The sequence below is a fragment of the Erwinia sp. Leaf53 genome (genome assembly GCF_001422605.1).
GTDB lineage: Bacteria > Pseudomonadota > Gammaproteobacteria > Enterobacterales > Enterobacteriaceae > Erwinia.
The window spans coordinates 28,756-41,233 of record NZ_LMLK01000001.1 but is presented as its reverse complement, the minus strand read 5'-3'; the positions used below and the strand labels follow the sequence as shown (position 1 = coordinate 41,233).

General features: G+C 61.3%; 8 protein-coding genes. All 8 read right to left on the bottom strand.

All coding sequences use genetic code 11. The annotated features are described in order from the left end of the window. Positions 1–12 precede the first annotated feature (12 nt). The 8 genes from tldD to csrD all read right to left on the bottom strand — a co-directional run bounded on the left by tldD (position 13) and on the right by csrD (position 12,433). Positions 13–1,458 (bottom strand): metalloprotease TldD, encoded by a 1,446-nt coding sequence (gene tldD / locus ASF13_RS00155; protein WP_056231053.1) that lies wholly within the window; start codon positions 1,456–1,458, stop codon positions 13–15. Between the two features lie 99 nt (positions 1,459–1,557). Continuing rightward, complete coding sequence (yhdP, locus tag ASF13_RS00150) at positions 1,558–5,370, bottom strand: AsmA2 domain-containing protein YhdP (RefSeq protein ID WP_056231049.1); 3,813 nt, start codon at positions 5,368–5,370, stop codon at positions 1,558–1,560. 15 nt (positions 5,371–5,385) lie between these two features. Continuing rightward, on the bottom strand, positions 5,386–6,855 hold the full coding sequence (gene rng / locus ASF13_RS00145) for a ribonuclease G (protein ID WP_056231046.1): 1,470 nt from the start codon (positions 6,853–6,855) through the stop codon (positions 5,386–5,388). After that, a complete protein-coding gene (locus ASF13_RS00140) occupies positions 6,845–7,438 on the bottom strand; it encodes a nucleoside triphosphate pyrophosphatase (protein WP_056231043.1) in 594 nt (197 codons plus the stop codon). Before ASF13_RS00140 ends, rng begins: the two co-directional genes overlap by 11 nt. A gap of 9 nt (positions 7,439–7,447) precedes the next feature. Then, positions 7,448–7,936, bottom strand: coding sequence for a rod shape-determining protein MreD (mreD, locus tag ASF13_RS00135; protein ID WP_056231040.1), 489 nt, complete (start codon positions 7,934–7,936; stop codon positions 7,448–7,450). Then, positions 7,933–9,057 (bottom strand): rod shape-determining protein MreC, encoded by a 1,125-nt coding sequence (gene mreC, locus ASF13_RS00130; RefSeq protein ID WP_072166244.1) that lies wholly within the window; start codon positions 9,055–9,057, stop codon positions 7,933–7,935. The genes mreD and mreC overlap by 4 nt, the downstream gene beginning before the upstream one ends. Positions 9,058–9,126: 69 nt before the next feature. Then, positions 9,127–10,170: a rod shape-determining protein MreB gene (mreB, locus tag ASF13_RS00125; protein ID WP_003855260.1), complete on the bottom strand. Its 1,044-nt coding sequence runs from the start codon at positions 10,168–10,170 to the stop codon at positions 9,127–9,129. A gap of 313 nt (positions 10,171–10,483) precedes the next feature. Beyond that, positions 10,484–12,433: an RNase E specificity factor CsrD gene (gene csrD, locus ASF13_RS00120; RefSeq protein WP_056231038.1), complete on the bottom strand. Its 1,950-nt coding sequence runs from the start codon at positions 12,431–12,433 to the stop codon at positions 10,484–10,486. Positions 12,434–12,478: the final 45 nt, after the last annotated feature.

Below are 12,478 nucleotides of genomic sequence, written 5' to 3'. Positions count from 1 at the left end.
CAACCGGGGAGGTTACTCGGTGCCGCCGACGGTAATTTTATCGAGCTTCAGCGTCGGCTGGCCCACGCCCACCGGCAGGCTCTGCCCCTCTTTACCACAGACGCCAACGCCCTTATCCAGCGCCAGGTCGTTACCGACCATCGAAATCTGCTGCATCGCCTCAATGCCGGAGCCGATCAGGGTCGCCCCCTTAACCGGTTTGGTCACCTTACCATTTTCGATCAGATAGGCTTCCGAGGTCGAGAAGACAAACTTGCCGGAGGTGATATCCACCTGTCCACCGCCGAAGTTCGGCGCGTACAGGCCGTACTCCACGCTTTCGATAATCTCCTGCGGCGTCGACTTACCGGCCAGCATATAGGTATTGGTCATACGCGGCATAGGCAGGTGAGCGTAGGATTCGCGACGGCCGTTGCCGGTCGGCGCCACGCCCATCAGGCGGGCATTAAGCTTGTCCTGCATATAGCCTTTCAGAATGCCCTTCTCGATCAGCACGTTGTACTGGCCCGGCACGCCTTCATCATCCACCGCCAGCGAGCCGCGCAGGCCTTCAATGGTACCGTCGTCAACCACCGTACACAGCTCCGACGCCACCTGCTGACCAAGCTGACCGCTGAACACCGAGGTGCCGCGACGGTTGAAGTCGCCTTCCAGGCCGTGGCCAACCGCTTCATGCAGCAGTACGCCCGGCCAGCCGGCACCGAGCACCACCGGAATCGCCCCGGCCGGGGCCGCTACCGCGCTCAGATTAACCAGCGCCATACGCACCGCTTCGCGCGCCCAGGCTTCGGCACGCACTTCACCATTTTCGTCGGCGAGGAAGAATTCGTAGCCGGAACGGCCACCGCCGCCGCTGCTGCCGCGCTCGCGTTTGCCGTTATCGTCGACCTGTACGCTGACCGACAGGCGCACCAGCGGGCGAACATCCGTTGCCAGCGTGCCGTCGGTCGCCGCCACCAGCACCAGTTCATAGACGCCGGTCAGGCTGGCGGAGACCTCCTGCACGCGCGGGTCGGCCGCGCGGGCAGCGCTGTCCACCCGGTGCAAGAGGGCAATTTTATCTTCGCGCGACAGGCTTTGCAGCGGGTCCAGCGCCGGGTAAAGCGGACGGTGCAGCACCGCACCGAGGGTGTGTGAACGGCCGTTGCCCTGCTCACGCACGATGCTGCGCGCGGCGGTGGCGCTCTGCTGCAATGCATTCAGCGTCAGCTGATCGGCGTAGGCAAAGCCGGTCTTCTCACCGCTGACCGCGCGCACGCCCACGCCCTGATCGATGTTGTACGAGCCATCTTTAATAATGCGGTCTTCCAGCACCCAGGATTCGTGATAGCTGGCCTGGAAATAGAGGTCGGCGTAGTCCAGCCTGCGCTCGGAAAGCTGACCAAGGATGGAAAAGAGGTCGCTGTGACTAATGTTATTGGCAGTCAGTAACTGCTCACTTACCAGATTCAGGCTCATGAATTCTCACTTAGCAGGGAGCCGCCGTCGGCTGCCTTAATGTTCAATATCGTCTATGCGTTTACGTTAGCCTGAGTCAAATCTGCTGCTACGTCAAACTCACTTATCATCGTTTTTACGAGGTTTACGCAACACCTCGTTGATTTCCGGTTTATCGATCGGCCCGCCGATGTGATAGCGCAGCACAGATATCTTACTCCACAATGGCCCGAGCACCTTGCTGGCGGCAAACACCGCCGCGCCGATCACCGGGTTGACCGCAAATGCGGTAGCCACGCCAACGGTGGCGGAGATCTCCGGGGCCACCACCGCCTGCATATCGATGCGCCGTTTCACCAGGTCCAGCTTCCCCTGCATGGCGATATCGGCTTCCAGCCCGTCCACCAGCAGGTTATCGGTGTGCATCACGCCGTTTTCAACCCACGCGGTGCCGTTAATCGAGTCAAAGTAAAAGCCCTCGCTGAAGGTATCGCTGAAGTCCAGCCGCAACTTGCGCAGCAGCGCGTCGAAGCTGACCAGCCGCAGCAGCTGCCCGGCACGACCGGTAGAGACATCGGCAATCTGCCCGGCTCCCAGGTGTGATTTGAGCACGCCGCTCAGCGTCTCCAGCGAGGGCTGCCACGGCGCAGAGCGCCAGTGCAGGTCGTAATCGAGCTTAAACGGCGCGTCGCGCAGCGGGCTGCTGACGCCAAACCAGTTGGTAGCATCGCTGATATTCTTGCCGCTCAGCACGCCTTTCAGTGACGTGCGCGCCTCGCCGGGGCGGTTGACCCATTCGCCGGCCACCGTCAGGCGCGCGTTGCCGCTGTCGATCAGGCCCTGTTTCAGGGTCAGGGTATCACCGCTGGGCGTCAGTTCCGCCTGCATGCGGCCGAATTTCTGCCCGCGCAGCCAGCATTCGTCGCAGTTAAGCCGCAGCGCCGGCCAGCGGCTGAAATCAATGCGTTCCGCATCGGCAGGCAGCGGGGAATCGCCGCCGCCGTCGGCCCACTGCGGGTTGTAGTAAAGGTACTTCAGACTGGCCTGCCACGGGCCGGACGCCTGGCTGACCAGGCTGCCGTCAATCTCGCGCCCTCTGGCGGCCACGCGGGTCTGACCGGCGACGCCCTGCGACACCGTCAGGTCCAGATCCTGCCACTGCTGGCCGCCCAGCGTCAGGGCCGGGGTATGCAGGCGGATATCGCCAGGCAGCGACGGCGTGCCCGTTTTGCCAGCGCCCGCTTTGCCGCTGCCGGCCAGGTTGCTGCTCAGCAGGCCCAGCCAGGCTTCGCCGTCCAGCGGCGGCAGGTTCAGCACCATGCCGCTGTTTTCCGGCAGGGGCGGCGTGCGCTTAACGTCGCCCTGCCAGATTCCGCGATCCAGATGCAGCTGCTTACCCAGCAGCCAGCGGCTGTTGAAACGCTGCTCCGCGCCCAGCGCGCCGCTCAGCTCAAAGCCTCTCAGGTTACCGCTGGCCGCCAGTTTGACCGGCAGCGCGCTGCCCGCCGTTTTATCCAGCGGCGCAGGTAAGTGACTGCTTACATTTTTCAGGTCGCCGTCGATAGCCACCGAGTAGTTCGCGCCGCCGCCGTGCGGCAGATTAATCTGCACCTTACCCTGCCACGGCAGGCTACCGGCCAGCCGCTGGCGCAGCGCATCCGGCAGCGGTTCCAGCGTGGCCGGTTGCCAGCTGGCGTCCATATTCACGCCGATCTGGTAATCTTTCTCACCTTCGCGGGTGGTAAAACGCACCCCCAGCGGCTGGCCGAACCAGCGCGCGGTGAGCGCCTCGCTGTTCAGGTTGCCGTTGTCATAGCTGAAGCGCCCGCTGAGCTGCTCGAAGCGGGTGCCAATCGGGGCGATAAACAGCGAGTTTTTGTTCAGGTCGACGTCGCCGCTGGCGCGCACCTCCCCGCCGTCCAGCGGGATATCGAGATGTAAGCGCCCACTGACGTTGCCGCCAATCTGCAGCTCGTCCAGCGCTGCGCCCAGCGAGGGTTTGAGCGGTGACTGATTAAAGTAGTCGCGGATCTGCGGCCCGCTGCCGCTGATATCGCCATCAATCAGCAGCTTTTCGCGGGTGTAATCCGGGATCACCGCCGAGATATTACGCCCCAGTGCCGCGCCAAGGTGGGTCTCTGCCGCCTTCATCCACAGCCCGTTGTTCGCGAAGTCGAGGTCAATGGCCAGATTTTCCAGCGGCGGCCAGCCCGGTTCGAACTCGTAGGTCGCTTTACGCAGCGGCACCGCCACCTCGAACATGCCGTCGTTGCGACGGAACGGGAACTGGTGCGGATCGCCGGCAAAAATCAGCGTGGCATCCTGTACCTGCCCCCCCTTCAGCGCACCGCTGAGGTAGTCGGTGAGCGAGGTGCCCATCAGCGGTTCCGGGAAGTAGCGCCACGCCTGGGCGGCGTCGCTCAGATTGATCCCGGCCAGAATATCCAGCCGCGGCGGCTGGTCTTCAGGCTGCTGATAGCGGAAATCCCCGCGCGCCCACAGCGCCTGTGCCTGCACATCGAGCCCAACGCCCGCCAGCGTCAGCCCCTGCGAGCCATACTGCCAGCGGATGCCCCCACCCGCGTACTGAATGTTTAGCGGCGCGCGGAACATCTCCGCGTAGGGCAGCGTCGCCTGGTTAATGCTGAAATCAAGCCGTCCGTCGCCAACGCTGCCGCTGAGGCTGCCGTTTAGGTGCTCCATGCCCGGCAGCAGCTTCCACGGCTGCCAGCTGAGGTTCTGCCAGTTGCCCTGAAAGCGCGTACGTTCCGGCTGCTGCAGTGGAATATCCACCGCCAGCGCCTGCAGTTGCCCGCGCGGCTGCAGCGCCTGCCAGTTCTCCTGCAGCTGCGGTGAGAGTTTGGCAAACAGCGGCACCAGCGGGGCCAGGTGCTGCAGGTCGAGATGGGTGGCGCGCACCCGTAGTTCCTGATTGTGCTCCGGCCCCGGCAACTGAGGGTTGTCCGGCTGCCACAGCAGCGACAGCTCACCGGCAGGCCAGGGGTCGCCGTCGGTGATTAGCCGCGTCTGCGGAACGGCCAGGCTCCAGCCGCCGTTAAAGCGGCTGATGTGGGCGGTCAGATCGTCAACCCGCAGTTCGTGCATCTGCGGGTCGCCCCGCCAGCGCGCGCCGCCGCGTTTCAGCCAGACGTCGCCCTCGTGCACCTCGCCGTTTTTGACCGTCATCCACGCCGCAAGGCTGAAGCGGGCGCTCTCCAGGCTGGTGTTATCGCGCATCCACTGCCCCAGCCAGGGTTTGACGTCAACGTCATCGGCCTGCATCCACACCCGGCCGTTGTCGAGATAGCCGTTGCTGTCGCTGAGGTCGAGCCGCACCTGCACCACGCCGTGCTGGCCGGTAAAGCTGGACAAGCTGACCAGCCCTTCGGCGCGGTGGCGATTTTTCTCATTCAGCCAGGTGAGCTGGGGCACGGTCAGGCGGGCGCGCTGGCCGGAAGGCGTAACGAAGTCGATCAGGCTGTCGCGCAGATCGAAATGGTCAAACTGGCGTAAAAACAGGTCGTTGAGCCGATCGCTCTGCAGGTCGGGGGATGCAGCGTTACCGCCGCTCAGCGGGGTGTTGGTGACCAGGTTGAACTGCCAGAAGGTGAGATCGCGAAACTGCCAGCGCAGGTGCAGCAGCGACTGCCAGACGTCCAGCGCCAGGGTAACGCGCTGGATGCTGAGCTGGCCGCCGTCGTTCAACGCGGCCTGAACGTCTTTAATTTCAACGCGCGGGCCAAAATTTTCCCATGCGCCCTCCAGCGAGCTGGCCTCGACCCGCGTGCCGGTAACGGCCGAAACGCGCTCAAGGATCGGCACACGCCAGGCATTCATATGCGGCATCAGCAGGCGTAAGCCGCTTACCACCAGCGCCGTCACCACCACCAGTGTTGCGCCTGTCAGCAGCAAAATCCTCGGCAATTGCCTCACACACGTCTCCCTGGGTTACATCATCACTACGTCAAACTGTTCCTGAGTATAGAGCGGTTCTATCTGAACCTTCACCTGTTTGCCGACGAAAATCTCGACTTCCGCCAGCGCGTGCGATTCATCGCTTTTCAGCGCCTCGCCCACCGCGGGTGACGCATAGACCAGGAAACGGTCCGAATCATAGGCATGATGTACGCGTACTACCTCACGCATAATCTCGTAACAGACCGTCTCCACCGTTTTCAGCGTGCCGCGTCCTTTACAGACCGGGCAGTCCTTGCACAGCACGTGCTCAATGCTTTCACGGGTGCGCTTGCGGGTCATCTCGACCAGGCCCAGCTGCGAGAAGCCGTTGATCCCGCTCTTCACCCGGTCCTTGCTCAGCCCCTGCTCCAGCGAATGCAGCACCCGACGACGGTGGTCTTCATTACTCATATCAATAAAGTCGATAATGATGATCCCGCCCAGATTACGCAGCCGCAGCTGACGGGCGATCGCCTGGGTGGCTTCGATATTGGTGTTAAAGATGGTTTCATCAAGATTACGGTGGCCGACGAAGGCCCCGGTATTGATATCGATGGTGGTCATCGCCTCGGTCTGATCGATGATCAGGTAGCCACCGGACTTCAGCTCCACCTTACGATCGAGCGACCGCTGGATCTCGTTCTCGACGTCATAGAGATCGAAGATCGGCTGTTTACCGACGTAGAGTTCCAGTTTAGCCGTCATCTCCGGGATATATTCACCGGTGAATTCGATCAGCTGCTCATAGGTCTGGCGTGAATCAATGCGCACCCTGTCCAGAGCCGCGCCGGCAAAATCACGCAGAATACGCTGCGACAGCGCCACTTCACCGTACAGGCGGCAGCGGGTCTGATTGCGCTTCTTACGCTGGACAACCTTGGTCCACAGGCGCTTCAGGAAGGCGGCATCGGAGGCCAGCTCATCTTCACCGACGCCTTCGGCGGCGGTGCGGATGATGTAGCCACCCAGTTCGTCACAGTGGGCGGCCACCACCGCCTTCAGGCGGTCGCGCTCTTTCTCACTCTCAATGCGCTGTGACACGCCGACGTGGGAGGCCCCTGGCATAAACACCAGGTAACGTGAGGGCAGCGTAATGTCGGTGGTCAGGCGCGCGCCCTTGGTGCCGAGCGGATCTTTCACCACCTGCACCATCAGATCCTGGCCCTGACGCACCAGCTCGGAGATGTCGCGGACGATAAAGTTCTTCTTCTCATCACCCGCCACGCATTCGGTGTGCGGCATGATGTCGGAGGCGTGCAGGAAGGCGGCTTTTTCCAGGCCGATATCGACAAACGCCGCCTGCATGCCGGGCAGCACCCGGCTGACGCGGCCTTTGTAGATATTGCCGACGATGCCACGGCGCGCTTCGCGCTCGATGTGGATCTCCTGCAGGATGCCGCCATCAATATAGGCTACCCGCGTTTCCGACGGCGTAATGTTTACCAGTAGCTCAGCTGTCATGTTGTCCTCTCACTTCACGCAGCGCCTGAAACTGGCTGAACAGCTCGGCTGTTTCCACCAGCGGCAGGCCGACGACCGCATGATAACTTCCGTTGATTTTTCTGACAAAATTGCCACCCAGCCCCTGAATACCATAGCTGCCGGCCTTATCCATCGGCTCGCCGCTGGCGATATAGTCACGGATATCGTCGGCGCTAAGCAGGCGGAACGTCACCTCGGTGACCACCAGGCACTCCAGCAGCCGCTGGCTGTCGGCCAGCGCCACGGCGGTCATGACCTGATGCGTCTGGCCCGACAGTTTGGCCAGCATCACCGCCGCCGCCGCGCTGTCCGCTGGTTTTTCCAGCACCTCGCCATTGAGTACCACGATGGTATCCGCCCCAAGCACCGGCAGATCAAGCGGAGCAATGGCGACGCCCGCCCGTGCTTTATCGCGCGCCAGCCGGCGCACGTAGGCTTCGGCCGCTTCACCGGCGCGGCGCTGCTCTTCCACTTCACTTGTCAGCCGTGTAAACGACAGCCCCAGCTGGGTCAGCAGTTCACGGCGGCGGGGAGAGCCAGAAGCCAGATAGAGGGATAGCATAATTTTCCTTTATTGTACGGCAAACTGGCGGCGAATTTTTCTCATCAGCAGGAACAGCCAGGGCCACAGCACACCGTCAATCACGCTGCTCCAGAAGATTTCCGGACGGAAGGAGACGTTAATCACCAGGAACTCGGCCCAGAAGACGATCACGTCCATCGCCAGTGACAGCACCATCACCATCAGAGCCTGCTGCCACAGCGCCAGGTTGCGGAACAGCTGGAATTTGAACGCCACCAGGTAGGCGATAATGCTGAACGCCAGCGCGCGCACGCCCAGCGTGGAGCCGGTAACCAGATCCATGATCGAGCCCATCAGGAAGCCGCTGCCGACGTTCACCCGGTGCGGCAGCGCCAGCACCCAGTAGATCAGGATCAGCAGCAGCCATGAAGGCCGGTACATAAACAGCTGCTCGGGCCACGGCATAATCTGCAGCACCAGCGCCACCAGGAAAGAGAGCCAGATCACCCAGCGCCCCTGGGTGCGATAGCGGCTCAACGGCTCTCTCCGCGTGATGTCGGCGGTGTGGCGCCAGTAGCGGTAGCCGGTGCGCTGCCGCGGTTGCCAGCGGCATTGCCCGTCGCGTTGCGCGGCACAGCCGCATTACCGGACACGGCCGAAGTAGCGGGTGCGGTTGCGTTACTACCGGCGGCAGCGGGCACGGCAGTTTCAGGCTGGGACGGAGCGGGCGGCCCCATCATCTCGCTGGCCGCCGGCAGCACCTGCGGCATCATCTGCATCAGACGCTCGTTGGCGACGCGGTGCACCTCCTCCGGTGCCATCGGCATGCTGCCATTACGGTCAGCGCCCCACAGCAGCAGCAGATAGCGCAGGCGCTGCAGGCCGGCGGTTGGCCGGGCCTGAATCACCGTGTAGGCGCGCTGGGTATCAACCTTCACCGAAGAAACCACGCCCACCGGATAGCCTTCCGGGAAACGCCCGCCGAGGCCGGAGGTGACCAGCACATCGCCGACGCGAATGTCGGTGTTGCCCGGCAGATGTTCCAGCTGCAGGTCTTCGGTGCAGCCGTTGCCGGCGGCGATCACCCGAATATCGTTGCGCAGCACCTGAATCGGCAGCGCGTGGGAAGCATCGCAAATCAGCAGAACCCGGCTGGTGATTTTGCCGACGGCGACGACCTGGCCGACCACGCCCTTATCACTGATCACCGGCTGGCCTTCATAGACGCCGTTGACGCTGCCTTTGTCGATCACCACCTGGTCGGTATAGGGATCGGTACCGGTGGAGATCACCTGGGTGACCATCTTCTGCTCATCCTGACGCAGCGGTGAACCCAGCAGCTCACGCAGGCGGGCGTTTTCCTGCTTAAATTGCCCGAGCATCAGCAGTTCACTGTTCTTTAAGATCAGTTCACGGTGGAGCGCTTTGTTTTCCAGCTCGATCTGCTGGCGGGAGGCCAATGTGTCAGACACATTGTCCAGAATTTGTCGTGGCCCGTTGGCCAGGAAATAGAATGGACTGACGGCAGTGTCCATGTAGGTGCGGATCTGGGTGAAGGCACCCATACGGCTGTCGGCAACGATGACACCAATGGCCACCACAACCGCTAAAAATAAGCGTAACTGCAGGGACGGCCCCCTGCTGAACATCGGCTTCATAAACTCGGCGTTTTCCTCGACAACATGAAAAAGGAGTGCGGGCAGCGCCCCGGCACTCCTTCAGGCAGATTATTCTTCGCTGAACAAATCGCCGCCGTGCATGTCGATCATTTCCAACGCTTTACCGCCACCGCGTGCAACGCAGGTCAGCGGGTCTTCTGCCACGACCACCGGGATCCCGGTCTCTTCCATAAGCAGGCGATCCAGGTTGCGCAGCAGCGCTCCCCCGCCGGTCAGTACCATGCCGCGTTCGGAGATATCAGACGCCAGTTCTGGCGGACACTGTTCCAGCGCAACCATCACCGCACTGACGATACCGGTTAATGGTTCCTGTAACGCTTCCAGAATCTCATTGGAGTTCAGAGTGAAACCACGCGGAACACCTTCAGCCAGGTTACGGCCACGCACTTCAATTTCGCGCACTTCATCACCCGGATAAGCCGAGCCGATTTCGTGTTTGATGCGTTCTGCGGTCGCCTCACCAATCAGCGAGCCGTAGTTGCGACGCACATAATTGATAATCGCTTCGTCGAAGCGGTCACCGCCGATACGGACAGAAGAAGAGTAAACCACGCCGTTCAGCGAGATCACCGCAACTTCGGTGGTACCGCCGCCGATATCCACCACCATCGAGCCGGTCGCTTCGGAAACCGGCAGGCCGGCACCGATCGCGGCAGCCATTGGCTCTTCGATCAGGAACACTTCGCGGGCACCTGCCCCCTGGGCCGATTCACGAATCGCACGACGCTCAACCTGGGTCGCGCCGACCGGCACGCATACCAGTACACGCGGGCTTGGGCGCATAAAGCTGTTGCTGTGAACCTGTTTGATGAAGTGCTGCAGCATTTTTTCGGTAACAAAGAAGTCGGCGATAACGCCGTCTTTCATTGGGCGAATAGCGGCAATATTGCCGGGCGTGCGACCCAGCATCTGTTTGGCGTCATGGCCGACCGCAGCCACGCTCTTTGGGGAACCGGCACGATCCTGACGGATAGCAACGACAGAAGGCTCATTAAGAACAATGCCCTGCCCTTTGACGTAAATCAGGGTATTGGCGGTACCCAGGTCGATGGACAAGTCGTTGGAAAACATGCCACGGAATTTTTTAAACATACTGAAGGATAATCCTGCAAGCTGGGGGCGGAAAATAAAATCCGCTTACTTTACCAACCACGCGAAGCAGCGACAAGGCGCATAAACGTTCTGCTTCGGTGAAAAAACATGCTATCTCATGCCAGCGTCACAACCTTTACAGAGCACTGTAATACGAAAGCCGTAATTTCAGCATTCAACCCGGGTTTTCCGACTTTTTGGCAGACATAACATACATAATATTTAACATTTCAGTTTCGCCCCGGCTAACGTGAAAGCCGCGTCGAACCACAACCGCGCGGCTATTCTACGTGAAAAGCCGCGTAACGGCAGACTAAACTCGATATCTTTGCGAATATTTTTTCACGTTACTGTTAACCGGTTGGGAGGTGGCGAAAAAGTCCCCCTGCCCCCCGGTGACACCCAGTTCCACCAGCGTCTGCCACTCCTGTTTGAAGCGCACGCCGGTGGCGAAAACCTGCGTTGAGGTGTGCTTACAGCTTTCCAGCAGACTCTGCACAAACAGCTGATTTTCCGTGCGCCGTTCAATGTTGCGCACCAGCCCTGGATGCAGCTTGATCAGCCCGACCTGAAACTGCCTGATATAAGCGGTGCTGACCACCGTTAATCCCGCCTGGGTGACCGCCACCCGACAGCCGAAACCGTAGAGCAAACGGAACACCGGTGCCAGACGGTTGATGTGTTGACAAACATCTGCTTCTGCAAGTTCAAATAAAATGCGTTTTCGTTGTGATTTAGTGCATTGCAGCAGGCTGTCACGCAGCCAGAGCAGGAAAGATCGCTGCAGCAGCGAGTCAAGCGTCAGCGGAATGGCCAGCGTCTCTTCCGGCCACTGCGCCGTCAGCGCCACCACCCGGGCGACCAGCTGGCGGTCGTAGCGCTCAGCCAGACCCAGCTGCTGAACCAGCGGCAGGTATTCCGCCGCCAGCAGCTCTTTATCGCCATCAAAAATGCGCGGCAGCAACTCGCGGTGGTGCACCAGCCCGTCGTGCATTACCGCAGGTTTCTGGTACAACCGGGGCCCACCGCGGTTCACCGTATTCTCCAGCAGCGTGCGCCACCTGACGCTGCCGCGGGTGAAATCATTTTGTGCCCCGTCGCCGAGCGACCAGCCGTTACCGCCCTGCAGCATCGCGTTGCGGGTCGCCAGTTCGGCGCTCTCCATCACCTGCTGGGTGGTCTGCCCACCCCGCCAGCCGCTAATACCGATATGAATCATATCGCTGCTGTCGACCATCCGCGTCGGCGGCAGCGAATCGACCGCCTTGATCAGCTGCGAGGCAATGCCGTCGGCATCCCTGACGCTGCGGTGTGGCAGCAGCACGGCAAAATCGGTGCGGAAATAGCGCGCCAGCAGCGCGCCCGGATAGCGCAACACAAAAGTAGAGAGCATGTTCACCAGTGCAAACAGATACTCCTGTACCGGCCCGCTGCCCCAGCGTTCGCGCAGGCTGTCAAAATCCGGCAGGCGGATCATCATTACCATGCCGTGGGTGCCGACCGCTTCCGAATCTTCCAGCAGCGTTGCCAGCTGGTTATCAAAAAACAGCCGGTTATTCAGCCCGGTGCGCGCGTCCTGCGCGGCAAAGGCGCGGATTAAGGTATCAATACGGGTATGCTGTTCCCCGGCCTCTTTCAGGTCGGCCAGCAGCAGGTCGATGGCGCTGCTGGCCTTGGGTGGCCACTCGTGAACCGACCCCTGGCGGATACCGGCGCGCTCACCGCGGATAATCGCCGCCGCGCGCGCTTCCAGCCGTTCCATCCCCTGCAACTGCTGCCGCAGCCAGCGATGGGCCTGCAGCAGCAGCAGCGACATGATCGTCACCACCACGATCACCGCCAGCAGCGTCGACGCGCCTATCATCGAGGTAAACCAGGTTTTGGTGGTATCGATGCGGGTTATTTCCAGCGTCACGTCGGGGTGCTGCGAGAGGGTAAGGCGGGTCTGGCGATAGCGGTTTGGCAGGTCATCAATCAGCGGCTGCTGATGGCGGGTGATAAGAAAAATCCGCTCCCCCCGTTGATACAGCGCGATGTGCTCCAGCTGTAGCGGGTTCATCAGCGGCTGCAGCGCGGGTTCAATCTGCGCCGCGGGCTGCGTCTCCAGCGCCCGGTCGATATCCTCTGCCATTCGCTGCAGGCGATCTTCCGCGCGCTGGCTGCTGAGGGTAAAAAAACTCAGCGCCGAGCCGGCCAGCATCAGCAGCACCGCCAGCAGACACAGCAGGGAAAAAATCGCAGAGAGTTTACTGGTTAATCGCATCCTTGTGCCCATATCACTGTGACGATCGCACGTTATTAGCGCGCC

Excerpts from the sequence above, each read along its gene's own strand:
- rng (WP_056231046.1), bottom strand. The coding sequence starts at position 6,855 with ATGACAGCTGAGCTACTGGTAAACATTACGCCGTCGGAAACGCGGGTA.
- ASF13_RS00140 (WP_056231043.1), bottom strand. The coding sequence starts at position 7,438 with ATGCTATCCCTCTATCTGGCTTCTGGCTCTCCCCGCCGCCGTGAACTG.
- mreC (WP_072166244.1), bottom strand. The coding sequence starts at position 9,057 with ATGAAGCCGATGTTCAGCAGGGGGCCGTCCCTGCAGTTACGCTTATTT.
- csrD (WP_056231038.1), bottom strand. The coding sequence starts at position 12,433 with ATGCGATTAACCAGTAAACTCTCTGCGATTTTTTCCCTGCTGTGTCTG.
- tldD (WP_056231053.1), bottom strand. The coding sequence starts at position 1,458 with ATGAGCCTGAATCTGGTAAGTGAGCAGTTACTGACTGCCAATAACATT.
- mreB (WP_003855260.1), bottom strand. The coding sequence starts at position 10,170 with ATGTTTAAAAAATTCCGTGGCATGTTTTCCAACGACTTGTCCATCGAC.